Here is a 26008-nt window from a genome sequence, read left to right on the forward strand (position 1 = left end):
GTCTGCTCCCTTTGGCCGCTCGGGAACCCCACCACGGGGTAAAGCTTGGTTTTACTGGCCTGCTTCCTTCTGGGGAAGCGGGGCGCATCATATCAAATGACGCGCCGCTGTAAAGCATTCGTTTACCGAAAATGAACTGTTTGCATGCTTTTTGTCCGTAACGGATTAAAGCTAATCAATTCATTTCGCTAGCGATTAAAGAATAATCGTTCGATTGCCGTATACGAAGACGCGCTGCGCTAATACCTGGTACAGCGCACGGCTGAGAACGTTTTTCTCCACGTCGCGACCGGCACGCATCATATCTTCCGCCGTGTAGGTGTGATCGACGTGAATGACGTCCTGCATAATGATTGGGCCTTCGTCCAGATTATCGTTCACATAGTGAGCCGTAGCGCCAACAATCTTCACGCCGCGCTCGTAGGCCTGATGGTACGGACGCGCGCCGATAAACGCCGGCAGGAACGAGTGGTGGATGTTGATAATCTTGTTCGGGAAGCGAGAAACGAATTCAGGCGTCAGCACGCGCATATATTTCGCCAGCACCACATAGTCCGGCTGGTGCGCTTCAATGGCATCCGCCATCAGCTTATCGTGCTCTTCACGCGCCAGCCCTTCATGGCTGACCAGCTCGAATGGAATACCGAAACGCTCAACCAGCGAACGCAGCGTGTCGTGGTTGCCAATCACGGCGGCAATGTCGACGTCAAGACCGCCATAGTTGGCCTTCATCAGCAGATCGCCGAGGCAATGGGCCTCTTTGGTCACCAGGATCACGATGCGACGGCGGCCGGCTGGATTTAATTCGCGAACGGAGCCTTCCGGCAGCGCGCTGTCTAAGTCTGCCAGCAGGGTGGAGTCGTTGAAGATCCCTTCGAGCTCGGTGCGCATAAAGAAGCGGCCGGTGCGGTGATCGACGAACTCGTTGTTCTGCACGATATTCAGCTCGTGCTTATAGCAGATGTTGGTGATGCGCGCGATAAGCCCTTTTTGGTCAGGGCAGATGGTGCGAAGAACTTTACGTTGAATGGAATGCATTGCCGGGTAAATCCTGTTGATGATGTTTGCGAAGCTGTTCCGGGCTTATTGCCCGCAGCATTTTTTAAATTTTTTACCTGAACCACAGGGGCAGGGATCATTTCTGCCAATTAATGGACGGGTGCCATCAATATAGTACCACTGGCCGTTTTCTTTTAAGAATCGTGAACGCTCAATGATGGCGCCACTCTTGTTATTTTCTCGAAAACGGGCCACGAAGCTGACGAAGCCTTCATCAGGCGAACGGCCTGGGTCAGTCGCGAAGACGGTCAGCCCCAGCCATTCGGTCTGACCAAATCCGTTCTGGATGTCGTCACGAAAGGTTCCAGCCTGACAGGAAGGATGCCAGGTTTTCACCAGGTAATCGGCATCCCGCTTAACAAAGGCAGTATAGCGTGAGCGCATCAGCAGTGACGGCTCGGCGGCACATTCGTTACCGGACAGATAACGCTGGCAACATAAGCTATACTCGAGAGCGCTGCCACAAGGGCACAGTTCAGACAAAGACAACTCCTGAATCGATAATTAACGGCGTTTTAACGCCCGATAGCACTATGTTAACCGAGCGCTGGCAATGATGCCACGCTATCAGTAAGAGGATGTTCATCGGTCGCAATGAGAAAAATTAAAATTGGCCTGGCATTAGGCTCAGGAGCTGCGCGAGGCTGGTCGCATATCGGGGTCATTAAAGCGCTACAGAAGATGGGCATCGAGATTGATATTGTCGCGGGGTGCTCCATCGGTTCACTGGTCGGGGCGGCGTATGCCAGCAATCGGCTTCCTCAACTGGAGGAGTGGGTCTGTTCATTTAGCTACTGGGACGTTTTGCGCCTGATGGATCTCTCCTGGCGGCGCGGCGGGCTTCTGCGCGGCGAGCGGGTGTTTAATCAGTATCGGCAGATTATGCCCAACGAAGTGATTGAACAGTGCGAGAGGCGTTTTGCGGCGGTAGCGACTAATCTGAGTACCGGGCGTGAGCTTTGGTTTACCGAAGGCGACCTGCACATGGCGGTGCGAGCGTCCTGCAGCATCCCAGGGTTGATGGCGCCAGTGCTACATAACGGCTACTGGCTGGTTGACGGCGCGGTGGTTAATCCGGTTCCCGTTTCGCTGACCCGTGCGCTGGGAGCCGATATTGTGATAGCGGTTGATTTGCAACATGACGCACATCTTATGCAGCAGGATCTCCTGTCCGTCCATATTCAGCCTGATGAAGAGATGAATGAATCAGCAGATGAGCTATCATGGCATGAGCGTCTGCGTGCCCGGCTCGGCCGTGCCGCTGCGCGTCGTTCGGTCGTAGCGCCGACGGCGATGGAAATCATGACAACATCAATCCAGGTCCTGGAAAACAGACTAAAGCGAAACCGCATGGCGGGTGACCCGCCGGATATTTTATTACAGCCGTTTTGCCCCCAGATCTCGACACTGGATTTTCATCGAGCCTCATCTGCAATAGCCGCGGGTCAACAAGCGGTTGAAAAAAAGACAGATGAGCTTTTGCCTTTGGTACAGAGTTCGACTTAAGGCATTTTTTTCGACTACTTCAGCATATTCTGACAGGCGATTATCACAATAGCATGCCACTATTTAATTATCGTCGGGCAGGGGAGACATCATGACGCAGCCGTTGGCGGGAAAACAGATTTTGATAGTCGAAGACGAACCCGTTTTCCGCTCACTTATGGACTCATGGCTTTCGTCGCTGGGCGCAAAAACCCTGGTAGCACAGGACGGCGTCGACGCCCTGGCGCAGATGGCGCTGCAAAAACCTGACCTGATGATTTGCGATCTCGCGATGCCTCGCATGAATGGGCTGCAGCTGGTAGAGCACGTCCGCAACGCCGGTGAGCAGATTCCTATCCTGATTATCTCTGCCACTGAAAATATGGCCGATATTGCCAAAGCGCTGCGCCTTGGCGTACAGGACGTCTTATTAAAACCGGTGAAAGACCTTAACCGACTGCGTGAGACGGTACTGGCCTGTCTTTATCCCAATATGTTTAATTCCCGGGTGGAAGAAGAAGAGCGGTTATTTGAAGATTGGGACGCGTTGGTTAACAATCCTACAGCCGCGGCTAAGCTCTTACAGGAGTTGCAGCCGCCTGTTCAGCAGGTTATTTCACGCTGCCGCATAAATTATCGCCAATTAATGGCGGTGGACGCGCCGGGGTTGGTGCTCGATATTGCACCGCTATCCGAACACGATTTGGCTTTTTATTGCCTGGATGTCACCCGAGCAGGGGATAATGGCGTACTGGCGGCGTTATTACTTCGCGTGCTTTTTAATGGCCTGCTTCAGGAGCAGCTTTCCCACCAGGGGCAACGGCTACCGGAATTGGGCAGTTTGTTAAAACAGGTCAACCAACTTCTTCGCCAGGCAAATCTTCCAGGTCAGTTCCCACTATTGGTTGGCTATTACCATAGCGGATTAAAAAATCTTATCCTCGTGTCAGCTGGTTTGAATGGAACCTTAAATACCGGTGAGCATCAAATACAAATAAGTAACGGCGTTCCTCTAGGGACGTTAGGAACGGCCTATCTCAATCAAATAAGCCAACGCTGCACTTCATGGCAGTGTCAGATTTGGGGTAATGGTGGCCGTTTACGCTTAATGTTGTCTGCGGAATGAGCAAACGCATTTTTTTACAGGGATAGCTTTAACAGCTTATCTGCCGTAGTGATACTATCTGGCAAATTGATGTGGATATACTCGTCATGTTTCAGCGTGCTGGTGCGTTGGTCAGGTTCATTACTTTTGTGACAGTGTTTCAATCTGTAACCTGAGTTTATGAGCGGCGTTCCCTCCTACAGCTCGACTTCTTCGAGTATTAATCTTAATTCGAGGTTAACGCATTCTTTTCGGAGCAGCCTCATGTGGCTGTGATGATATACTTATTGCGTTATTAATTAACGAGCAAGTTCAAAGTTTGAACAGTTCAGGAGATTTGAATGGCTGCCCTAAATTCGAAAGTAAGAAAGGCTGTAATCCCGGTGGCGGGATTAGGTACAAGGATGCTGCCAGCAACGAAAGCAATCCCTAAAGAAATGCTGCCGTTGGTGGATAAGCCTTTAATTCAGTATGTTGTGAACGAGTGTATTGCAGCTGGTATCACTGAAATTGTACTGGTTACCCATTCTTCCAAGAATTCCATTGAAAACCACTTTGACACCAGCTTCGAGCTTGAAGCCATGCTGGAGAAGCGCGTAAAACGTCAGCTTCTGGAAGAGGTGCAGTCTATCTGTCCACCGCATGTGACCATCATGCAGGTGCGTCAGGGTCTGGCGAAAGGCCTGGGTCATGCGGTGCTGTGTGCTCATCCTGTTGTGGGTGATGAACCCGTTGCGGTTATTCTGCCAGACGTGATTCTGGATGAATATGAATCCGATCTGAGCCGTGACAACCTTGCTGATATGATTGCGCGTTTCGATGAAACTGGCGCAAGTCAGATCATGGTTGAGCCGGTAGCAGACGTGACGGCGTACGGCGTGGTTGACTGTAAAGGTGCCGCGCTGAACCCAGGCGATAGCGTCCCGATGGTTGGCGTGGTTGAGAAGCCAAAAGCTGATGTTGCGCCGTCTAACCTGGCCGTTGTAGGTCGTTATGTCCTGAGCGCTGAAATCTGGCCGCTGCTGGCAAAAACCCCTCCGGGAGCCGGTGACGAAATTCAGTTAACCGATGCCATTGATATGCTGATCGAAAAAGAAACGGTTGAAGCGTATCACATGAAAGGCAAAAGCCACGACTGTGGGAATAAACTCGGTTATATGCAGGCGTTTGTTGAATACGGTATTCGCCACAATACGCTGGGTGAAGATTTCAAAGCCTGGCTGCAAGACACGCTGGGCGTTGCGAAGTAATTTAACGAATGTTGCTAAAGCCGGGGAAACCCGGCTTTTTTATATCTAAATAACACAAATGGATAAAAAACGAGCGCCAATGTACTTGCTTGTTATCAACATCGGCGTTTTTCAGATATAAAAAATCCCGCCGAAGCGGGATTTTTACGAAGCAGGGTGGATTAACCTTAGATCAGGAAATCGTCCAGGGATTTACCCTGTTCTTCCATTGCTTTTTTGATAACTGCTGGAGTACGGCCCTGACCAGTCCAGGTTTTAGTTTCGCCGTTTTCGTCTACGTAGCTATATTTAGCCGGACGAGCAGCACGTTTAGCTTTAGTGCCAACTTTAGCAGCAGCCATGCTATTCAGCAGTTCGTTCGGGTCAATGCCGTCAGCAATCAGCATTTCACGATATTGTTGCAGTTTACGAGTGCGCTCTTCAACTTCAGCAGCTGCCGCATTTTCTTCTTCACGACGTTCGTTAACAACAACTTCTAATTTTTCCAGCATTTCTTCAAGCGTTTCAAGGGTGCATTCTCTTGCCTGCGCACGAAGAGTACGGATGTTGTTCAAAATTTTAAGTGCTTCGCTCATTGTAGTAATCTCAAACTTATATTGTGGGGTGGTTTGTTGAGGTAATAATAGAGCGATAAAATCAGTTGTGCAATAGGGAAGAATGTAAGGAATTCAAAATAACCTGTTATTTGGTGCGATATTTAATATGTATAAGTTAAATTGCTGATGAACACCCACTGCCTCGCTGCGCTTATTGTTGAAGAGCAACACGTGATTACACGCGGGATGCAGGACGGTTTACCCACATAAATATACTCCGTATGGATAAATATCAACCTTATGTATTAGCCAGAGCGCATCCTTTGCCGAACACGGTGTTATCGTGGATAACGGGGATGCTACCTGACGGCTTTGCGCTCCCCAGGCTTTCTGCTGCTCTGTTTCTTAACCTTCATTCATCTATTTGATTGATAGCATGCGGCGATAAATTGTATACGCACGGTAAGTAAGTTCAATGGACGAAAATGGCTATTGTGCCGCACGGCATACTGGACTGCGGGGTTATGTCCATAGTTATGACGATGTTATTTTCGAGAGATTACGTTTAATTTGCAGATAACAATGGTAAGGACTCCGCTACACAAATTGTGGTGGATCACATTTTCTCTGCTGAACTCATTAATCTTTTCAACTATTAATCTGGCTAGCTATTTTTTTATCCTGTGATCATTACCCCTACGTGTGCGCAGGTAGGCAAACGATTAAATAGTTCAGTTGAATGATGATGTTACGGGTGTGTACCGAGACATTATGCAAGAGCGCGTTGAGGTATTGTTTAATATTTCCAGCCAGCGTCGCGTATGCCCTTATGCTGTGTTTATCCCTATGTTGAGGTATACATAACGTCCGGATGACACAGGAAGCCTGGGGGCTAATATGGTACACTGCGCTCCGTTTAAAAAACGCATCGATTAGGACTCCTCAGCCAATGGCACAACTTTATTTCTACTACTCAGCAATGAATGCGGGCAAATCGACGGCACTGTTACAGTCGTCGTACAATTACCAGGAGCGGGGGATGCGCACCATCGTTTATACCGCTGAAATAGACGATCGGTTTGGTGCCGGTAAGGTTAGTTCGCGTATCGGCCTCTCATCGCCTGCAAAGCTGTTTAATCAGAACAGCCAGTTGTTTGATGAAATTAACGCTGAGAACGCTCGTGAGGCGGTTAATTGCGTGCTGGTGGATGAATGCCAGTTCCTGACGCGTGAGCAGGTCTACGCGCTCTCTGACGTGGTGGACAATCTGGATATTCCAGTATTGTGCTATGGCCTAAGAACCGATTTCCGTGGTGAACTGTTTAGCGGCAGTCAGTACCTGCTGGCACTCTCTGATAAGCTGGTCGAACTAAAAACGATTTGCTTCTGCGGGCGTAAGGCCAGCATGGTGCTGCGCCTCGATCAAGAAGGGCGTCCCTACAACGAAGGTGAACAGGTGGTGATTGGCGGTAACGAGCGCTATGTCTCTGTTTGTCGTAAGCATTACAAAGAAGCGCTGGAAGAGGGCTCACTGGCCGTTATTCAGGATCAACATCGTCATACCTGCCGCTCCTGTTAATCCCTTCCTGATGCGTTTCCTGCCGTTTTAGAGACGGGCAGGGAACGCGTTGCCTTGTATATACCGTTTATCAGGCATAAAAAAAGCCCCATCAGTGATGGGGCTTGTTCATTTTGCTTTTCAGCCAGAAATTAGCGGATTATTTCTTCGCTTTTTTCTCAGCTTTAGCTGGAGCGGCTTCTTTCTTCTCTTCTACAGCGCCTTCTACGAAATTACGGCCGTAGTAAGTATCCATAAGGATCTGTTTCAGTTCAGAAATCAGTGGGTAACGCGGGTTAGCACCGGTGCACTGGTCATCAAACGCATCTTCAGACAGTTTGTCAACGTGTGCCAGGAAGTCAGCTTCCTGTACGCCAGCTTCACGGATAGACTTAGGAATACCCAGTTCAGCTTTGATCTCTTCCAGCCAGCCCAGCAGTTTTTCGATTTTCGCTGCAGTACGGTCGCCCGGTGCAGACAGACCCAGATGGTCAGCGATTTCAGCGTAGCGACGACGTGCTTGTGGACGGTCGTACTGGCTGAATGCAGTCTGTTTGGTTGGGTTGTCGTTCGCGTTATAACGAATAACGTTGCTGATCAGCAGGGCGTTCGCCAGACCGTGAGGAATGTGGAACTGAGAGCCCAGCTTGTGCGCCATGGAGTGACATACACCCAGGAAGGCGTTCGCAAACGCGATACCTGCGATGGTCGCTGCACTGTGAACGCGCTCACGTGCTACCGGGTTCTTAGAACCTTCGTGGTAGGACGCTGGCAGGTTTTCTTTCAGCAGTTTCAGAGCCTGCAGAGCCTGACCGTCGGAGAACTCGGAAGCCAGTACGGAAACGTAAGCTTCCAGGGCGTGAGTCACCGCATCCAGACCACCGAAAGCACACAGGGACTTCGGCATATCCATAACCAGGTTGGCATCAACAATTGCCATGTCTGGAGTCAGCGCGTAGTCAGCCAGTGGGTATTTCTGGCCAGTTGCGTCGTCGGTTACTACCGCAAACGGCGTCACTTCAGAACCGGTACCGGAAGTGGTGGTGATAGCAACCATTTTCGCTTTCACGCCCATTTTCGGGAACTTGTAGATACGTTTACGGATGTCCATAAAGCGCAGCGCCAGTTCTTCGAAGTGAGTTTCTGGGTGTTCGTACATGACCCACATGATTTTGGCTGCGTCCATCGGGGAACCGCCGCCCAGTGCGATGATCACGTCTGGTTTGAAGGAGTTCGCCAGCTCTGCACCTTTACGAACGATGGTCAGAGTCGGGTCAGCTTCAACTTCGAAGAACACATCAGTTTCAACGCCAGCTGCTTTCAGTACAGAAGTGATCTGGTCTGCGTAGCCATTGTTGAACAGGAAGCGGTCAGTTACGATCAGCGCGCGTTTGTGGCCATCAGTAATCAGCTCATCTAACGCGATTGGCAGTGAGCCACGACGGAAGTAGATAGATTTCGGAAGTTTGTGCCACAACATGTTTTCAGCTCGCTTAGCAACGGTTTTCTTGTTGATCAGGTGCTTAGGACCAACGTTTTCAGAGATGGAGTTACCACCCCATGAACCACAACCCAGAGTCAGGGAAGGTGCGAGTTTGAAGTTGTAGAGGTCACCGATACCACCCTGGGAAGCAGGGGTGTTGATCAGGATACGCGCGGTTTTCATCATCTGACCGAAGTGAGCAACGCGTTCTGGCTGGTTGTCCTGGTCGGTGTACAGGCAAGAGGTATGACCGATACCGCCCATCGCAACCAGTTTTTCAGCTTTCTCAACAGCATCGTTGAAGTCTTTTGCACGATACATCGCCAGAGTTGGAGACAGTTTTTCGTGTGCAAACGGCTCGCTTTCGTCGACAACTTTCACTTCACCAATCAGGATTTTAGTGGTTACCGGAACGGTGAAGCCTGCCAGTTCAGCAATTTTGTATGCTGGCTGACCAACGATAGCGGCGTTCAGCGCGCCATTTTTCAGGATGATGTCCTGAACGGCTTTCAGCTCTTTGCCCTGCAGCATGTAGCCGCCGTGGCTTGCGAAACGTTCGCGAACGGCATCGTAAACGGAGTCAACAACAACAACCGACTGTTCAGAAGCACAGATTACGCCGTTATCGAAGGTTTTAGACATCAGAACAGATGCGACAGCACGTTTGATATCAGCGGTTTCGTCGATAACAACAGGGGTGTTACCTGCGCCTACGCCGATAGCTGGTTTACCGGAGCTGTATGCCGCTTTAACCATGCCTGGACCACCGGTCGCGAGGATCAGGTTGATATCCGGGTGGTGCATCAGTGCGTTAGACAGTTCTACAGACGGTTGGTCAATCCAGCCGATCAGATCTTTTGGTGCGCCAGCAGCGATTGCAGCCTGCAGAACGATATCTGCTGCTTTGTTGGTTGCATCTTTAGCACGTGGGTGCGGAGAGAAGATGATGGCGTTACGCGTCTTCAGGCTGATCAGCGATTTGAAGATAGCGGTAGAAGTTGGGTTAGTGGTCGGTACGATACCGCAGATGATGCCGATTGGTTCAGCAATGGTGATGGTACCGAAAGTGTCGTCTTCAGACAGAACACCACAGGTCTTTTCATCTTTATAGGCGTTGTAGATATATTCTGAAGCGAAGTGGTTTTTGATCACTTTGTCTTCAACAATACCCATGCCCGATTCGGCAACGGCCATTTTTGCGAGAGGGATTCGAGCATCTGCAGCGGCCAGAGCGGCGGCGCGGAAGATTTTGTCAACTTGCTCTTGAGTGAAACTGGCATATTCACGCTGGGCTTTTTTTACGCGCTCTACGAGTGCGTTAAGTTCAGCGACATTAGTAACAGCCATAATGCTCTCCTGATAATGTTAAACTTTTTTAGTGAATCATCTGCTCGACAAGTCAGTATAGACAAATCGCCTGCAGCTGGCGAAAAAGTTAAGGAAACAAGGTGTTATCGACGAACTGATTCACTGATTTACTAAAAGAGCTTCGATTTAGCCAAGGAGCTCACCGTCCAGGATACGCTGTTTTTATGAAGACGTTTCCCTTTCGGTGTAAGCAGATTACCCACTTCTGAGTACGATTTGCATGATCTAAATCAAGTTTAAGCCAAGCTGACACCTTTCAGCATGGCGCTTTTAGCAAATTATAAATGCCGTTAATCAATCGTGAGTAGTTGTGGGCTTAACATTAGCATATTTTATACAACTCGGTAACACTCTGTTTTGTACCCGGTTTTATGGATAATTCAGATGAACCTAAGGCCTAAACAGGGTATTGTCAGCGCAAATTATGGTTTGCCGTTCGTCAACTACTAACTTTTAATGATGCTCTGGGGTTAACGTGATTCAAACGCTGTTTGATTTTCCTATCTTCTTTAAGTTCTTTATCGGCCTGTTTGCGCTGGTCAACCCGGTGGGGCTGATTCCTGTTTTCATCAGTCTGACGAGCAATCAGACGGCGATGGTGCGAAATAAAACCAACCTGACGGCGAGCCTTTCCGTCGCCATCATCCTGCTGACGTCTTTATTCCTTGGCGACCTGATTCTGCAACTGTTCGGGATCTCCATTGATTCCTTCCGTATCGCCGGTGGGATTCTGGTGGTGAGCATCGCGATGTCGATGATCAGCGGCAAGCTAGGAGAGGACAAACAAAATAAGCAGGAGAAATCGGAAACCTCGGTGCGCGAAAGCCTTGGTGTGGTACCGCTCGCTCTGCCGTTGATGGCCGGGCCTGGGGCGATCAGTTCGACCATCGTGTGGGGTACACGCTTCCACTCTCTTCCTTATTTACTCGGCTTCTCGCTGTCCATCGCGCTGTTTGCTTACTGCTGCTGGGGTATTTTCCGTATTTCGCCGTGGTTAGTTCGTATGTTGGGGCAGACGGGGATCAACGTGGTGACGCGTATTATGGGTCTGCTGCTGATGGCGCTGGGCATTGAGTTTATTGTTACCGGCATCAAATCCATCTTTCCCGGTCTGGTCGGTTAATTATGCTGCGGCGGTAGTGGCGCTGTTGTCGCGATTACCGCCGTGACTATTGGAAAAACATATTCTTAAACTTTTGTTGTAATCCATACATAATTAATTTGAATGTTTTAAAAAATTGATTTCAATCAATCAGATACTCCCGCCTCCTGTCTGCTTTCTCAACAACTCACATGTTATTTCTCTCACACCATACTCTGGCGCTTGCTGTTAGATAATTGAAATGATATTAGTAATTTCAGTTTCAACGCAGAGTTATGTGCTAAAAAATAAGCAACTGTTAAATTTTCGTACAAAAAACGCACACCTTTGCAGAACGCATATGTACAGGGCACTGGTTTTCATCTATCTAATTGAAAAATATTGATTTCAGATAGATTGATTTTGCGATTACGCTAGCGGGCAGCGCACAGTATGTTGAGCAAAAGAGAATTGCTTAACAAATTTGCAAATTATATTGGCGGCAGTGATAGGCATTTGGTACTTTCCGGCCTGAGTTATTCGCAAGATAAAATTTTGTAAACGGTAACTGTTTCTGGTTGTAAGCAGTTATTAACGGATAAGAAAAGTTTCCCGACAGGGGGGAAGCTTTTAATGAATCGACGTCAGGTTGCCAATAAGAGCAACCGTAATAAAAAAGTCGGTGATAGCAGCAGTAAAACGACCCGGCAGACGCAAAAATCTCCTGCGCTGTACGGGAACCCGAAACGGGATTAAACAGGCTGGCGTGAGTCAGTAATAATAATGAACGGAGTATCAACACAATGTCCATCATCACAAAAAAAAGCCTGGTTGCGGCAGGCATTCTTACCGCACTGATCGCGGGTAATGTCATGGCTGCAGATGTTCCTGCAGGCGTACAGTTGGCAAGCAAGCAAACGCTGGTTCGTAACAGTGGCGCAGAACCGCAGTCCCTCGATCCGAATAAAATTGAAGGTGTTCCTGAGGCGAATATTAGCCGCGACCTGTTCGAAGGGTTGCTGAATACCTCTCCGAAAGACGGCCACCCGATTCCGGGCGTTGCAGAAAGCTGGGATAATAAAGACTTTAAAGTCTGGACATTCCATCTGCGTAAAGACGCTAAATGGTCTAACGGCCAGCCGGTTACCGCACAAGATTTCGTCTATAGCTGGCAGCGTCTGGTGGATCCGAAAACCGCATCCCCATACGCCAGCTATCCGCAGTACGGTCATATCGTGAACGTTGATGATATCATCGACGGTAAAAAGGCGCCGAGCGAGTTGGGCGTGAAAGCGTTGGATGACCACACGCTGGAAGTCACTCTGAGTGAGCCAGTGCCTTACTTCTATAAACTGCTGGTTAACCCAGCGATGTCTCCGGTCTACAAGCCCGCGATTGAAAAATTTGGCGAAAAATGGACCCAGCCTGGCAATATCGTGACCAACGGTGCATACACCCTGAAAGATTGGGTTGTTAACGAACGTATCGTGATGGAACGTAACCCACAGTACTGGGATAACGCCAAAACCGTCGTTGATGAAGTCACCTGGCTGCCAACGTCTTCCGAAGTTACCTACGTTAACCGCTATCGTAGCGGCGAGCTGGATATGACCTATAACCAGCTGCCGATTGAACTGTTCCAGAAGCTGAAAAAAGAGATCCCGAACGAAGTTCACGTCGATCCGTATCTGTGTACTTATTACTATGAAATTAACAACCAGAAAGCACCGTTTACCGACGCACGTGTTCGTACCGCACTGAAGCTGGGTCTGGATCGCGATATTATCGCCAACAAAGTGAAAGGCCAGGGCGACCTGCCAGCTTATGGTTATACCCCTCCGTATACCGATGGCGCGAAGCTGACCGAACCAGAATGGTTCAAGTGGTCACAGGAAAAACGTAACGAAGAAGGTAAGAAACTGCTGGCCGAAGCGGGTTATACCGCTGATAAGCCGCTGACCTTCAACCTGCTGTACAACACTTCAGATCTGCACAAGAAGCTGGCGATTGCTGCGGCCTCTCTGTGGCGTAAAAACCTGGGCGTAGAAGTGAAGCTGGTGAACCAGGAATGGAAAACCTTCCTCGACACGCGTCACCAGGGGACTTACGACGTTGCGCGCGCCGGCTGGTGTGCGGACTACAACGAACCAACTTCCTTCCTGAACACCATGCTGTCTGGTAGCTCTATGAACACCGCGCACTATAAGAGCGAAGCGTTCGATAAGATCATGGCTGAGTCAGTGAAAGCGTCTAATGAAGAGCAGCGTACTGCCGCGTATGCGAAAGCTGAACAACAGCTGGATAAAGATACCGCGATCGTACCGGTCTATTACTATGTGAACGCCCGTCTGGTGAAACCATGGGTTGGCGGCTATACCGGTAAAGACCCGATGGATAACGTTTATACTAAAGACCTCTACGTTATCAAGCATTAATGGCAATACGTGGGGCGAGTACTGGCTCGCCCCATCGTGTCTTATTTGAGAGCAGTGCAAAGGCACATGCCAGAAGGTACGGGCAATGTTAAAATTTATATTACGCCGCTGTTTGGAAGCGATTCCGACGCTATTTATTCTTATTACTATTTCCTTCTTTATGATGCGCCTTGCGCCGGGAAGCCCGTTTACGGGTGAGCGTACGCTCCCGCCGGAAGTGATGGCCAACATCGAAGCGAAATATCATTTAAACGATCCAATTCTGGTTCAGTACGGTAATTACCTGAAGCAACTTGCTCACGGTGATTTCGGCCCTTCCTTTAAATACAAAGATTATACCGTTAACGATCTGGTGGCGGTGAGCTTCCCGGTATCGGCGAAATTGGGTGCCGCGGCGTTCCTGTTGGCCGTTATATTCGGAGTGACTGCCGGGGTTATTGCGGCGTTAAAACAGAACACCAAATGGGATTACGCGGTAATGGGGGTGGCAATGACCGGGGTGGTCATACCGAGCTTCGTTGTCGCGCCGCTGCTGGTAATGATATTCGCGATCACGCTGCATTGGCTGCCCGGCGGTGGCTGGAACGGCGGGGCGATTCAATTCATGATTCTACCGATGGTGGCGCTTTCTCTGGCCTATATTGCCAGCATTGCGCGTATTACCCGCGGCTCGATGATTGAGGTTTTACACTCCAACTTCATCCGTACCGCACGGGCGAAAGGGTTACCGATGCGCCGGATTATTTTCCGCCATGCGTTAAAACCTGCGCTGTTACCGGTGCTTTCTTATATGGGGCCAGCCTTCGTCGGTATTATTACCGGTTCGATGGTTATCGAGACAATCTACGGTTTACCGGGGATTGGACAGCTGTTCGTTAACGGGGCGCTTAACCGCGATTATTCCCTGGTGTTGAGCCTGACCATTCTGGTTGGCGCACTGACGATCCTGTTTAACGCGGTAGTAGACGTGCTCTACGCCGTGATTGACCCGAAAATCCGTTACTAAGGCTGGAGTTCGCCATGATGTTAAGTAAAAAAAACAGCGAGGCGCTGGAAAACTTCAGCGAGAAGCTGGAAGTTGAAGGGCGTAGCCTCTGGCAGGATGCGCGTCGGCGCTTTATGCACAACCGCGCGGCGGTTGCCAGCCTGGCTGTGCTCGTTGTGATTGCACTGTTCGTGACGCTGGCGCCCATGTTGTCGCAGTTCTCCTACTTCGACACCGATTGGGGCATGATGTCCAACGCGCCGGATATGGCTTCCGGTCACTACTTCGGCACTGACTCCTCCGGGCGTGACCTGCTGGTGCGCGTGGCTATCGGTGGGCGTATCTCCTTAATGGTTGGGATCGCCGCTGCGCTGGTAGCCGTGATTGTCGGCACGTTGTATGGCTCACTGTCCGGTTATCTGGGTGGGAAAGTCGATTCGGTGATGATGCGCCTGCTGGAAATCCTCAACTCCTTCCCGTTCATGTTCTTTGTGATCCTGCTGGTGACGTTCTTTGGGCAAAACATCCTGCTGATCTTCGTGGCTATCGGGATGGTGTCCTGGCTGGATATGGCGCGTATCGTGCGTGGCCAGACCCTCAGCCTGAAGCGCAAAGAGTTTATCGAAGCGGCACAGGTTGGCGGTGTTTCTACCGTCAATATCGTGGTTCGCCATATCGTGCCGAACGTGCTGGGCGTGGTGGTGGTTTACGCCTCGCTGCTGGTGCCGAGCATGATCCTGTTTGAATCCTTCCTGAGCTTCCTCGGACTGGGTACCCAGGAGCCGTTGAGTAGCTGGGGTGCGTTATTAAGCGATGGCGCGAACTCAATGGAAGTATCGCCGTGGCTGCTGCTGTTCCCGGCTGGGTTCCTGGTTGTGACCCTGTTCTGTTTTAACTTTATCGGCGATGGCCTGCGTGATGCCCTCGACCCGAAAGACCGTTAAGGAGAGTTGCCATGAGCACAATTGAAACGGCAACGGCATCTGAGCGGTTGCTTAGCGTTAAAGATCTGCGCGTCACCTTTAAAACCCCGGACGGTGACGTGACCGCCGTGAACGATCTCAACTTCAGCCTGCGTGCGGGTGAAACGCTGGGTATCGTTGGTGAGTCTGGTTCCGGTAAGTCGCAGACTGCGTTTGCGCTGATGGGGCTGCTGGCCAGCAACGGGCGCATTGGCGGTTCGGCGCTGTTTAACGGCAAAGAGATCCTTAACCTGCCCGAGCATCAGTTGAACAAGTTGCGCGCCGAACAGATTTCGATGATTTTCCAGGACCCAATGACCTCACTGAACCCGTATATGCGCGTCGGCGAGCAGTTAATGGAAGTCCTGATGCTGCATAAAGGCATGGGTAAGGCCGAAGCATTTGAAGAGTCGGTCAGAATGCTGGACGCGGTTAAAATGCCGGAAGCGCGTAAGCGCATGAAGATGTATCCGCACGAGTTCTCCGGCGGGATGCGTCAGCGCGTGATGATCGCCATGGCGCTACTTTGCCGGCCAAAACTGTTGATTGCCGATGAACCAACTACCGCGCTGGACGTGACCGTTCAGGCGCAAATTATGACCCTGTTGAACGAGTTGAAGCGCGAGTTCAATACGGCGATTATCATGATCACCCACGATCTGGGCGTTGTTGCCGGGATCTGCGATAAGGTGCTGGTGATGTACGCCGGGCGGACCATGGAATACGGTAAGGCGCGCGATGTGTTCTATCAGCCTGCTCATCCGTATTCTATTGGTTTGCTGAATGCCGTTCCACGTCTTGATGCCGAGGGTGAGTCGTTGCTGACTATCCCAGGTAACCCACCGAACCTGCTGCGTTTGCCGACCGGTTGCCCGTTCCAGCCTCGCTGTCCACATGCGATGGAGGCCTGCAATAGTGCGCCGCCGCTGGAAGAGTTTGCGCCGGGCCGTTTACGTGCCTGCTTTAGAAACGTGGGGGAACTGGTATGAGCGCCGTGACTGACGAAAGAAAAGTGTTGCTCGAAATCGCGGACTTAAAGGTCCACTTCGAGATCAAAGATGGGAAACAGTGGTTCTGGCAGCCGCCAAAAACGCTGAAAGCAGTCGATGGCGTGACCCTGCGTCTGTATGAAGGTGAAACGCTGGGCGTGGTAGGCGAGTCTGGCTGCGGGAAGTCAACCTTCGCGCGCGCCATTATCGGTCTGGTGAAGGCAACGGAAGGCAAAGTGGCCTGGCTTGGCAAAGATCTGCTGGGGATGAAACCGGACGAGTGGCGCGCCGTGCGCAGTGATATCCAGATGATTTTCCAGGATCCGCTGGCCTCGTTGAACCCGCGTATGACCATCGGCGAAATCATCGCTGAGCCGCTGCGCACCTACTATCCGCAGATGCCCCGTCAGGAAGTGCGCGATAAAGTGAAAACCATGATGATGAAGGTGGGTCTGCTGCCGAACCTCGTCAACCGTTATCCGCATGAGTTTTCCGGTGGTCAGTGCCAGCGTATCGGTATTGCCCGCGCGCTGATCCTCGAACCAAAGCTGATCATCTGTGATGAGCCGGTGTCGGCGCTGGACGTATCAATCCAGGCGCAGGTGGTGAACCTGCTGCAGCAACTGCAACGTGAGATGGGGTTGTCGCTTATCTTTATCGCCCACGATCTTGCGGTGGTGAAGCATATCTCTGACCGCGTACTGGTGATGTATCTGGGGCATGCGGTGGAGCTTGGTACCTACGATGAGGTGTACAACAATCCGCTTCATCCATATACCAGGGCGCTGATGTCCGCGGTGCCGGTGCCTGACCCGGATCTGGAGCAGAACAAAACCATTCAACTGCTGGAAGGGGAACTGCCGTCGCCGATTAACCCGCCGTCAGGCTGCGTATTCCGTACGCGCTGTCCGTTGGCAGGACCAGAATGTGCGAAAACGCGTCCACTTCTGGAAGGGAGTTTCCGCCACGCGGTTTCCTGTCTCAAGGTTGACCCGTTATAATCGTCAGGGCTGGCAAGTTGCCAGCCCTTTTATTTTGACGAGGAGATAACGTGGTGGCTATTAGCGCTTTGCGCCATCGTCTTTATCATTTCTTATTCGATCAACGTACGCGCACCGGACGACGGTTTGAAGCGCTGTGCGGACTGTTTGCGCTCTTAAGCGTTATCGTTATTTTTATCGAATCAGGGATTGGCACAACCTACCATCTGACCTTCGACGAATGGCATGCATTCATGCTGCTGGAAGTCGGATTTACCCTTATGTTTACCCTGGAATACCTTCTGCGGGTGTGCTGCTGGCCAAAACCGGCGCGCTACGTTTTCAGCTTCTGGGGATTTATCGATCTCGCGACTATTCTGCCGCTGTACGTTATTTTACTGTGGCCAGAGATTGGTGTGGAGTATCTGTTCGCCTGGCGAGCGATGCGTGTGATTCGCGTATTACGTATTCTGAAGCTACTGCGCTTGATGCCTGCGCTGAACAGTTTGTGGAGCGCTATCGTTAATTCGCGGCATCAACTGATTCTGTTCTACGCCTTTATTGGCATTGTCATGGTTGTCGCGGGCGCGCTGATGTACGGCATAGAAGGGCCGGTTAACGGCTTTACCACGCTGAGTACTTCAGTGTATTGGGCGATTGTCACGGTGACGACGGTAGGCTATGGCGATATTACGCCGCATACCGCACCAGGCAGAACGGTGGCCTCGATTCTTATCTTAATCGGTTACTCTGTCATTGCTATCCCAACCGGGATTATTACTGCGCAGATGACCGCAGAGTTTCAAAAACGCCGCCATGAACGTGTGTGTCCGCACTGCAAACAGCGAGACCACGATCCGAAAGCGCGTTACTGCAACGGATGTGGAACAGCGCTTCCCCGTGAGCTTGGGGCATAAAAAAGGGCAGCGTTACGCTGCCCTTTGATCAACATTTCACTTATTCGCGCCACAGAATATGGCAGAGCTTGTGATCTTTTTCGCGGCACAGCAGAACGCGCGCGAAGATATCGTTCAGTTCGCCGCCGTCGGTGTCTGCCAGACCAATAACCACTTCCGCAAAGAAGTCCGGGTTCAGGTCATAATCAACGTGTTCCTGCCAGTCTTCCGCCGGATCGAACAGTTCGGCGCCGCCGCGCTCTTCAAACTGCAGGTTGAACAGAAGGACATCGGCGGGGTCGAGATTATCGACCGCCAGCTCGAGGAAAATGTCGTAAGCCTGCTCGAGCGTTTCGTCTTCGGTAAGACGATTATTTAAATCCATATCCATGATGGCTACCTGTTGAGTTCTGTTGGGCACGTTTTACAGCAACGGACTGAAGAAGTAAAACAGACGTTCGGCAATACGGTGCCAGAAGGGACGTTTAACCCATAACCGCGCATCCAGTAACCGGGAACGGGAAATGTAGTCGTCCTGCACGGAGGCTAAATCGGCGCCGAATCCGGCATCATCAATCACCAGCGTGATCTCGAAATTGAGCCACAGGCTGCGCATATCAAGATTAACGGTGCCGACCAGGCTCAGTTCCCCATCGACCAGCACGCTCTTGGTGTGCAGCAGTCCACCTTCAAATTGATAAATTTTCACCCCCGCAGCCAGCAGTTCGGTAAAGAAGGCGCGGCTTGCCCAACCCACCAGCACCGAATCGTTCTTACGCGGCAGAATAATGCTGACATCAACCCCACGCTGAGCCGCAGTGCAGATGGCATGTAGCAGGTCTTCGCTCGGGACGAAGTAGGGGGTGGTCATGATCAGATACTCACGGGCAGAGTATGCCGCCGTCAGCAATGCCTGGTGAATCAAATCTTCCGGGAAGCCCGGGCCGGAGGCGATGGTCTGGATGGTGTGCCCGCTGGCCTCTTCAAACGGCATAATGTTGAGGTCTGGAGTCGGCGGTAAAATGCGCTTGCCGGTTTCTATCTCCCAGTCACAGGAGTAGACAATCCCCATGCCGGTAGCAATAGGGCCTTCCATTCGCGCCATCAAATCAATCCACTGACCGACGCCAGAATCCTGTTTAAAGAAGCGCGGGTCGACCATGTTCATACTGCCGGTGTAGGCAATATAGTTATCAATCATGATCATTTTGCGATGCTGGCGTAAGTCCATACGGCGCAGGAAAACACGCATCAGGTTAACTTTGAGGGCTTCCACCACTTCGATGCCAGCATTGCGCATCATCGCGGCCCACGGGCTGCGGAAAAACGCCACGCTGCCAGCAGAGTCGAGCATCAGGCGGCAGTGCACGCCGCGTCGCGCAGCAGCCATCAGCGACTCGGCAACCTGATCGGCCATGCCGCCGGGCTGCCAGATATAGAACACCATCTCAATATTATGCCGTGCGAGCTGAATATCACGGATGATGGCCTGCATCACATCATCGGATTCCGTTAACAGCTGTAGCTGATTGCCCTTAAGGCCAGCAATGCCCTGGCGGCGTTCGCACAGTTTGAACAGTGAAGAGGCGACCTGACTGTTGTCCTCGGCAAAAATATGTTTGCAGGCTTTGAGGTCGTTAAGCCATTTCGCCGTTGATGGCCACATTGCGCGGGCGCGTTCGGCGCGGCGTTTACCGAGATGGAGCTCACCTAAAGAGAGGTAGGCGATGATCCCAACCAGCGGCAGGATATAGATAACCAGCAGCCAGGCCATCGCTGAGGGCACGGCGCGGCGCTTCATTAAAATACGTAGCGTTACCCCGGCTATCAACAACCAATACCCCAAAATTGCCATCCAACTCACTACGGTGTAGACGGTTGTCATATGTCGAAAATCCTTTTGAATGCCAGTTGTTAAGAGTTTACGCATCAGGAGGCGTCTGGCAAATAAAAACACCATGAGAAAGCGCTGGTCAGCACTAAGCGAGGGGCTATAATGGTCCGTCTTTTTTTGAAAGAGCGTTAGAAATGAAGCGTAGTAGACCGGAAGTGGGGCGTTGGCGGATGCTGAGACAAGCGAGCCGTCGTAAGTCGCGTTGGCTGGAAGCTCAGTCGCGTCGCAATATGCGTATCCACTCCATCAGAAAGTGCCTTGTCGGTCGGCAGCGCAATTGCCTGCTGTTCGCCATCTACGATCTCTGATGATATAAAAAGGGCACCGTCAGGGTGCCCTCAGTTTTTAAGCAGGTGCCAGCCTGCTTTTGTCAAAATACTTTCTTGTAAGGTTTTACTGAAACCTGCTGATATACACCCGCGGCAACGTACGGGTCATCCTGCGCCCATGACTGCGCGGCTTCCAGTGATTCAAATTCAGCAATAACCGTCGAACCGCTGAAACCGGCGGCGCCCGGATCGTTGCTATCAACGGCAGGCATCGGGCCAGCGGTCAGCAGACGGCCTTCGTCGTGCAGAAGCTGCAGGCGAGCGAGGTGGGCAGGGCGTACGGAAAGACGTTTTTCAAGAGAGTCGGCGATATCCTGGGCATAGATGACGTAAAGCACGGGCGGAACTCCTGTTTAAATAATTTGCGAATTACGGTAAGGGAAAGCGCCAGCGACTGCAATGCAAAGTTTTAGCGGCGTGAAAAGTTGTGTTTTGGCGGGGGTTTTTTAGGCAGGAAGGGGAAAAAATTGATCGAAGATAAGATGTCTTATTGAATATGATTGTCATTTGCATTTAAAATCAGGGTCTCATTTTTCAACTGTAACGACTATGACTGCAATGACCCTTGATTTACCTCGCCGCTTTCCGTGGCCGACGTTACTCTCTGTTGGTATTCACGGTGCCGTCGTCGCTGGTCTGCTTTATACCTCGGTACATCAGGTTATTGAACTGCCCGCACCCGCTCAGCCGATTACCATTACCATGGTCGCGCCTGCCGATTTAGAGCCGCCACAGGCGGTGGTTCAGCCACAACCGGTCGTCGAGCCTGAACCCGAGCCAGAGCCGGAACCGATCCCTGAAGTACCGCAGGCCCCGGTCGTTATTCATAAACCGAAGCCTAAGCCGAAACCTAAACCGAAGCCGGTGAAAAAGGTCGAGCAGCCGAAACCGGAAGTTAAGCCGGTTGAACAGCGTCCGCTTTCTACCGTGAACAACGATGCGCCGCCAGCACGTTCCGTTGCTAACAATCTGCCGGGGGCAAGTGCGCCTTCGGTGAATACGCCAACGGGCCCACGTGCGTTGAATCGTCCGCAGCCGGGTTACCCAACGCGTGCGCAGGCATTACGTATTGAAGGCAAGGTGCGGGTGAAGTTTGACGTGACCGCCGATGGCCGCGTTGAAAACGTAGAAATTCTCTCCGCTCAGCCATCTAACATGTTTGAACGTGACGTGAAAACGGCGATGCGTAAATGGCGCTACGAATCCGGTAAGCCGGGAACGGGGCTGATTATGAATATTGAGTTCCGCCTGAAGGGCGTACAGATGAACTAAAGCAAAGCCCCCGAAAGGGGGCTTTGTCGTTATACGGCAAGGACGTTATCCAGCGCCTTTTGCGCGATAACCAGATGTTGCCCACCAAACAGAATGGCACGGTTAATGAGGGTATACAGCTGATACACCGGCTGGCGTTCAAGGAAATCGGCCGGCAGCGGCGAGACGGACTGATAGCCATCGTAGATTTGCGGCGGCTGGTCAGGATGTAGCGGCAGCATGGCAAGGTCGCACTCGCGGTCTCCCCAATAACAGGCTGGGTCGAAAATATACGGCCCGTTTGGCCCCAGCGCGCAGTTGTTTGACCACAAATCACCGTGTAGTAAGGAAGGCTGCGGCTGGTGGGAACTCAGGCGCTGCTGAACGTGGTCGACTATCGCATCGATATCACCAAACTCCATGCCTTTTTCTGCTGCTAATTCCAGCTGCCAGCCAATACGCTGCTCGGCGAAAAAGTTAGACCAGCGCCGTTGCCAGGCATTGGGCTGCGGGGTGGTGGACAGATCGTTGTCGAAGTCGAGACCAAACTGCGGCTGATCGCTCCATTCGTGCAGACGGGCCAACTGTTGCCCCAGCAAGAAAGCATTATGCGCATCCAGCGGACGCGGTGGGAGATACTCCATGACCAGGAAGCTATAGTCGCGATCGGTGCCGACGACGAAAACTTCAGGAACGGCCACAGTTTTGCTGCGAGAGAGCAGCTCAAGCTGATCGGCCTCCGCGGTAAAAATGGGCAGTAATTCTCGTTCATCGCATTTGACGAAAAAATCTCGACCCGCATAGCGCATATGCCATGCGGCATGGATCTCTCCGCCGGGCAGTTCAGTACGCTGATCGATTTCGCCACTTCCAAGTTGCTCGCCTAACAGGTTACTGATCGCTTGCCACATGATGTCTCTCCCCATGTTTTCTGCCATATCATAAGGTTAGCGCATAAAGACCGGGTAAAAATACGAGCCAGACCGCACAACGGGTAAAAAGAGTGTAGAAAGCAGAGGCAAGGTCGTATGCCTTCTGCGACAAACGCATGATGGCTCACCCGTGGCAATGGCTGGTTCAACCATCGCGATGCACACCATTGTTAACAATGGAGTTTTGTTAGCATAGCCGATAACGGCAATTTCGCGACTCGCGGCGGGCTCCGCGAGTCCGATTTTTGAACATTTAGTGCTGTTGCAGATAATCGTAGATTTTTTGGGTATTTTCCCGTGAGCACAGGCGAGTGCCCTGGTTGATCGTGGCTGCGCTGCCTGCGGCAACCCCAAAGCGAACCATCTCTTCAAGACTGGCGTGCTCGGCGAGTTTCAGGGTCATCGCGCCGACCATGCTATCCCCCGCACCCACGGTGCTCTGGCTTTTAATTGGCGGGGGAACGACCTGCACGCAGAGTTGTTCATCCACTGCCAACGCCCCCTGTGCCCCCAATGACACCACCACCCGACGCGCTTTACCGCTGCGGACAATCTCCTGCGCAGCATTGCGGACGTCATCAGGCTGTATAAGTTCGCGCTGGACCAGCGCACTCAGCTCTTTCTGATTCGGTTTAACCAGCTCGATTTGGCCAATGGCTAACGCGGCGGTCAACGCATCACCAGAGCTATCGATAACGCAGCGCAGCCCATGGTGTTGAACCGCTTTAATGAGCGTTGTGAACTGCTCCAGGGAAACGCCGGGCGGCAGGCTGCCGCTGATAACCAGCAAAGAGCCTGGTGCAATCTGCAGGACCTTTTGCTGAATTTGTTGCAGTTCATCTTCGTTGAGCGTGGCACCGGGCATGACAAAGCGATACTGCTCGCCGCTGGCATTGACGTGGACGTGAAGGTTCTGGCGGGTCCATTCGTGCGCATTGATACTTTCAACGGGAACATTTTCCTGCTGGAGCAGGGCGACCAGGTGCTCGCCGGTGGCACCACCGGCAGGGAAGATGGCGGTAGCTCGGCCTCCGAGAAAGGTAATTGCGCGGGCAACGTTAATGCCGCCGCCGCCGGGCTCAAACACAGGGGAACTGCAACGCAGTTTACCTTCCGGATAGATTTGTGGCGTTTGGGTGGCGCTGTCGAGTGAAGGGGCGAGCGTCAGCGTGTAGATCTGGACCATAGCGATAACCTCCCTTTATGAGCCAGAAGACGGCTCTGAACACAATTGGGTTTAAGTCTGGCACTGGTTCATCGATAAGGAAAGTAACAATGGACTGATTTTTATAGAAAAATGTAAAGAAGCCGTCGTTTTTTATTATGAAATAAAACGTGCTTTGAGAGGGCTCTTATTCAAAAAATGAAAGAAGAATAGATTGCTATGTTATACGTGCCTTTTTATAATTTGTTGCCTTTCTACGGACCACCCCATCGTTGATCCTCGCGAAAGTTTCCCGGGACGGAATCGTCTCCTATTTTGTTGTATGGACCTTTAATAAATGAAGCTTTTGAAGACAGTACCGGTAGCGGTTGTGCTGCTGGGGGGCGTGTTTGCGTCTATGTATGCAACCGCCAGTGATACCGTTTTTACTGTCATGGATGACCCAACTACCGCTAAGAAGCCTTTTGAAGGCAACGTCAATGCGGGCTATCTCTCGCAGGCTGGCAACACCAAAAGTACGTCAGCAACCGCAGATTCCACGCTCACATGGTACGGTAGCGAGACGGCATGGTCCTTATGGGGCGCAGCCAGCAACACCTCTGCAAATGATGAACGTTCTTCCGAGAAATACTCCGTCGGTGGTCGTAGCCGTTACAACATGACACACGAAGACTACCTGTTTGGTCAGGCTAGCTGGTTAACCGATCGCTATAATGGTTACCATGAACGTGACGTGTTTACGGCAGGTTATGGTCGTCAGTTCCTGAACGGGCCAATCCACAGCTTCCGTTTTGAATTCGGTCCTGGTGTTCGCTATGACGAATATACCGATGGCAATACGGAAACCCAGCCGCTGGGCTATGCTGCCACGACCTACGCCTGGCAGATGACCGACACGGCTAAATTCACACAGGGTGTTTCCGTCCTTGGGGCAGATGATACCACCGTGAACTCAGAAACCGCGCTGAACGTTGCTATTAATGCACACTTTGGTTTGAAAGTGGCTTACAACGTGACCTGGAACTCTGAGCCACCGGCAACGGCGCCGAATCATACCGACCGCCGTACATCGCTGACCCTGGGTTACACGATGTAATCATTTACAGGCTGGGGAATTCCTGGCCTGTATTTTCAATTTATCGTTTTGTGTTATTATTAAAAACAACCGCTGTTTTATTTTATTAAAAATACAAGTCCTTCATAATATCTCCATAATCGGCCTTTCTGACATATATATTCAATAAATTTGACACGAATAGCTAAATATTTTGACTAGGCAAAAGTGTGATCTGGATCTAGACTATGTTCAAGGGCGGAATGATGCCTTAGCGTTCTAAAGTCTTAATCAAGTCAGAGAATAAACATTATGAAAAATATCAAAATCGCATCTGCAGCTATTTTGCTGTCAGCACTCTCTTTCGGCGTATTTGCTGCCGAACCAGTAACTCAACCTGCCAGTTCTACAAACACCACTACCGCACAGCACATCGGTATCTCCAATGCGCACGACGTTGAAGCGGGCTCTAACATGGCGCCTGGCTCACAGTCTACCGGTCAGTCTATGGATGACGCATTTAACGTACACACCCTGGTTGCGGGCGGCTGGTCCTAATATTTCTGTGCTGTAATAATTTGATTTTCGTTCAGTTATTAATACCGGCAGAGAAAACCGGGTAGAGTGGTACCGGTTTTTCTTGCTGCTATTTATTTTAAATTCAAATTTCAGTTTTTGTATTTTACATGTAAATCTGTATTGGATTTAGCCGCACATATTGTCAATTAATCTGCGTTAACAGCATTTTCTGTATATATTTTAATGTGCTGGACAGCATGTTAAATTGACTTCAATGCCTCACGTTATTAACCGTAACGTCCTCGTCATTATCCCCAGATCATCGCCGCCCATCGGAGCAGAAGCATTGCGCCGCAGATAGCGATCAGTACCAGTACCATTTTCCAGTGTTTTTTCGCGAATCGATGTGATGGCATTTTCTGTCTCTATGTCATTAAGATTAAACGTAGTGTATCAGAATTGTTGGTAAAGATAGCACTGTGTACCCCGGAGGGTAATTGCGGCTTTTATCATGTCCTGATGATGTGTAAACTAACCCACGGTGTTATCGGCAGGCGGATGCAGCTGGAGCAGGGTACATAATTTGTACACACTCCTCATTTTTTGCAGAGTGAAGCAGAAATCAATCCATAACCTGTTGATAAATTTAATCATATAGTTTTGTATGTGCTCTTTCGTGTGGGGCACCACTG

At 51.0% G+C, this 26008-nt stretch carries 26 protein-coding genes; 16 read left to right on the forward strand and 10 right to left on the reverse strand.

Translation table 11 applies throughout. The features are described 5' to 3' along the window. Positions 1-195: 195 nt before the first annotated feature. Together purU and V6940_RS03605 are read right to left on the reverse strand one after the other, a co-directional pair. Positions 196-1038 carry a formyltetrahydrofolate deformylase gene (gene purU, locus V6940_RS03600; protein ID WP_185669725.1) on the reverse strand — a complete coding sequence of 281 codons (843 nt, stop codon included), beginning with the start codon at positions 1036-1038 and terminating at the stop codon, positions 196-198. A gap of 45 nt (positions 1039-1083) precedes the next feature. Next, entirely contained in the window at positions 1084-1542 is a 459-nt protein-coding gene (locus V6940_RS03605) for a YchJ family protein (RefSeq protein WP_333494860.1), read from the reverse strand. Positions 1543-1653: 111 nt separating this feature from the next. On the opposite strand from V6940_RS03605, the gene rssA reads away from it, so the two are divergent. The 3 genes from rssA to galU all read left to right on the forward strand — a co-directional run bounded on the left by rssA (position 1654) and on the right by galU (position 4899). Beyond that, positions 1654-2565, forward strand: coding sequence for a patatin-like phospholipase RssA (rssA, locus tag V6940_RS03610; RefSeq protein WP_185669727.1), 912 nt, complete (start codon positions 1654-1656; stop codon positions 2563-2565). Between the two features lie 91 nt (positions 2566-2656). Beyond that, positions 2657-3670: a two-component system response regulator RssB gene (gene rssB / locus V6940_RS03615; RefSeq protein ID WP_333494861.1), complete on the forward strand. Its 1014-nt coding sequence runs from the start codon at positions 2657-2659 to the stop codon at positions 3668-3670. Positions 3671-3990: 320 nt separating this feature from the next. Continuing rightward, positions 3991-4899 carry a UTP--glucose-1-phosphate uridylyltransferase GalU gene (galU, locus tag V6940_RS03620; RefSeq protein WP_185669729.1) on the forward strand — a complete coding sequence of 303 codons (909 nt, stop codon included), beginning with the start codon at positions 3991-3993 and terminating at the stop codon, positions 4897-4899. Positions 4900-5066: 167 nt separating this feature from the next. Here the strand turns inward: galU and hns are convergent, their stop codons facing one another. Next, positions 5067-5474 (reverse strand): histone-like nucleoid-structuring protein H-NS, encoded by a 408-nt coding sequence (gene hns / locus V6940_RS03625; protein WP_185669730.1) that lies wholly within the window; start codon positions 5472-5474, stop codon positions 5067-5069. A gap of 910 nt (positions 5475-6384) precedes the next feature. On the opposite strand from hns, the gene tdk reads away from it, so the two are divergent. After that, positions 6385-7014 (forward strand): thymidine kinase, encoded by a 630-nt coding sequence (tdk, locus tag V6940_RS03630; RefSeq protein ID WP_333494862.1) that lies wholly within the window; start codon positions 6385-6387, stop codon positions 7012-7014. Positions 7015-7153: 139 nt separating this feature from the next. Here the strand turns inward: tdk and adhE are convergent, their stop codons facing one another. Continuing rightward, entirely contained in the window at positions 7154-9823 is a 2670-nt protein-coding gene (gene adhE / locus V6940_RS03635) for a bifunctional acetaldehyde-CoA/alcohol dehydrogenase (protein ID WP_333494863.1), read from the reverse strand. A 496-nt stretch (positions 9824-10319) separates the two neighbouring features. Between adhE and V6940_RS03640 the strand changes: the two genes are divergently transcribed. The 8 genes from V6940_RS03640 (at position 10320) to V6940_RS03675 (ending at position 18193) form a co-directional block, all read left to right on the forward strand. After that, positions 10320-10967: a YchE family NAAT transporter gene (locus V6940_RS03640; protein ID WP_220440816.1), complete on the forward strand. Its 648-nt coding sequence runs from the start codon at positions 10320-10322 to the stop codon at positions 10965-10967. Between the two features lie 591 nt (positions 10968-11558). After that, on the forward strand, positions 11559-11681 hold the full coding sequence (locus V6940_RS03645) for a hypothetical protein (RefSeq protein ID WP_255581436.1): 123 nt from the start codon (positions 11559-11561) through the stop codon (positions 11679-11681). A gap of 47 nt (positions 11682-11728) precedes the next feature. After that, positions 11729-13360 (forward strand): oligopeptide ABC transporter substrate-binding protein OppA, encoded by a 1632-nt coding sequence (oppA, locus tag V6940_RS03650; protein ID WP_185669966.1) that lies wholly within the window; start codon positions 11729-11731, stop codon positions 13358-13360. A gap of 85 nt (positions 13361-13445) precedes the next feature. Beyond that, on the forward strand, positions 13446-14366 hold the full coding sequence (gene oppB / locus V6940_RS03655; protein WP_035896056.1) for an oligopeptide ABC transporter permease OppB: 921 nt from the start codon (positions 13446-13448) through the stop codon (positions 14364-14366). A 14-nt stretch (positions 14367-14380) separates the two neighbouring features. Beyond that, positions 14381-15289 carry an oligopeptide ABC transporter permease OppC gene (gene oppC, locus V6940_RS03660; protein WP_333494864.1) on the forward strand — a complete coding sequence of 303 codons (909 nt, stop codon included), beginning with the start codon at positions 14381-14383 and terminating at the stop codon, positions 15287-15289. Positions 15290-15300: 11 nt separating this feature from the next. Next, a complete protein-coding gene (locus V6940_RS03665) occupies positions 15301-16296 on the forward strand; it encodes an ABC transporter ATP-binding protein (protein WP_185669964.1) in 996 nt (331 codons plus the stop codon). Beyond that, positions 16293-17297: a murein tripeptide/oligopeptide ABC transporter ATP-binding protein OppF gene (gene oppF / locus V6940_RS03670; RefSeq protein WP_333494865.1), complete on the forward strand. Its 1005-nt coding sequence runs from the start codon at positions 16293-16295 to the stop codon at positions 17295-17297. Before V6940_RS03665 ends, oppF begins: the two co-directional genes overlap by 4 nt. 53 nt (positions 17298-17350) lie before the next feature. Beyond that, positions 17351-18193 (forward strand): ion transporter, encoded by an 843-nt coding sequence (locus tag V6940_RS03675; protein ID WP_333494866.1) that lies wholly within the window; start codon positions 17351-17353, stop codon positions 18191-18193. Between the two features lie 40 nt (positions 18194-18233). On the opposite strand, the gene V6940_RS03680 is transcribed toward V6940_RS03675, so the two are convergent. Further along, entirely contained in the window at positions 18234-18563 is a 330-nt protein-coding gene (locus V6940_RS03680) for an HI1450 family dsDNA-mimic protein (protein ID WP_185669961.1), read from the reverse strand. 33 nt (positions 18564-18596) lie between these two features. After that, positions 18597-20057 carry a cardiolipin synthase gene (gene cls / locus V6940_RS03685; protein ID WP_333494867.1) on the reverse strand — a complete coding sequence of 487 codons (1461 nt, stop codon included), beginning with the start codon at positions 20055-20057 and terminating at the stop codon, positions 18597-18599. Positions 20058-20200: 143 nt separating this feature from the next. On the opposite strand from cls, the gene V6940_RS03690 reads away from it, so the two are divergent. Further along, positions 20201-20374, forward strand: coding sequence for a YciY family protein (locus tag V6940_RS03690; protein ID WP_123652457.1), 174 nt, complete (start codon positions 20201-20203; stop codon positions 20372-20374). Positions 20375-20436: 62 nt separating this feature from the next. Here the strand turns inward: V6940_RS03690 and V6940_RS03695 are convergent, their stop codons facing one another. Then, entirely contained in the window at positions 20437-20733 is a 297-nt protein-coding gene (locus V6940_RS03695; RefSeq protein WP_064545104.1) for a YciI family protein, read from the reverse strand. A gap of 220 nt (positions 20734-20953) precedes the next feature. Between V6940_RS03695 and tonB the strand changes: the two genes are divergently transcribed. Next, positions 20954-21667, forward strand: a complete 714-nt coding sequence (gene tonB / locus V6940_RS03700) for a TonB system transport protein TonB (RefSeq protein WP_220440820.1) — start codon at positions 20954-20956, stop codon at positions 21665-21667. Between the two features lie 29 nt (positions 21668-21696). Here the strand turns inward: tonB and V6940_RS03705 are convergent, their stop codons facing one another. Together V6940_RS03705 and pfkB are read right to left on the reverse strand one after the other, a co-directional pair. Then, a complete protein-coding gene (locus tag V6940_RS03705; protein ID WP_333494868.1) occupies positions 21697-22557 on the reverse strand; it encodes a fructosamine kinase family protein in 861 nt (286 codons plus the stop codon). A 274-nt stretch (positions 22558-22831) separates the two neighbouring features. Further along, positions 22832-23764 carry a 6-phosphofructokinase II gene (pfkB, locus tag V6940_RS03710; RefSeq protein ID WP_333494869.1) on the reverse strand — a complete coding sequence of 311 codons (933 nt, stop codon included), beginning with the start codon at positions 23762-23764 and terminating at the stop codon, positions 22832-22834. Between the two features lie 316 nt (positions 23765-24080). Here pfkB and V6940_RS03715 point away from each other — a divergent pair, with 316 nt between their 5' ends. Together V6940_RS03715 and V6940_RS03720 are read left to right on the forward strand one after the other, a co-directional pair. Then, entirely contained in the window at positions 24081-24839 is a 759-nt protein-coding gene (locus V6940_RS03715; RefSeq protein ID WP_333494870.1) for a DUF481 domain-containing protein, read from the forward strand. A 270-nt stretch (positions 24840-25109) separates the two neighbouring features. Beyond that, positions 25110-25355 carry a hypothetical protein gene (locus V6940_RS03720; protein ID WP_185668623.1) on the forward strand — a complete coding sequence of 82 codons (246 nt, stop codon included), beginning with the start codon at positions 25110-25112 and terminating at the stop codon, positions 25353-25355. Positions 25356-25624: 269 nt separating this feature from the next. On the opposite strand, the gene yniD is transcribed toward V6940_RS03720, so the two are convergent. Continuing rightward, positions 25625-25732, reverse strand: coding sequence for a small membrane protein YniD (yniD, locus tag V6940_RS03725; protein WP_185668624.1), 108 nt, complete (start codon positions 25730-25732; stop codon positions 25625-25627). Between the last annotated feature and the right edge of the window lie 276 nt (positions 25733-26008).

The organism is Kluyvera sp. CHPC 1.251 (genome assembly GCF_036759945.1).
GTDB classification, from domain to species: Bacteria; Pseudomonadota; Gammaproteobacteria; order Enterobacterales; family Enterobacteriaceae; genus Kluyvera; species Kluyvera sichuanensis.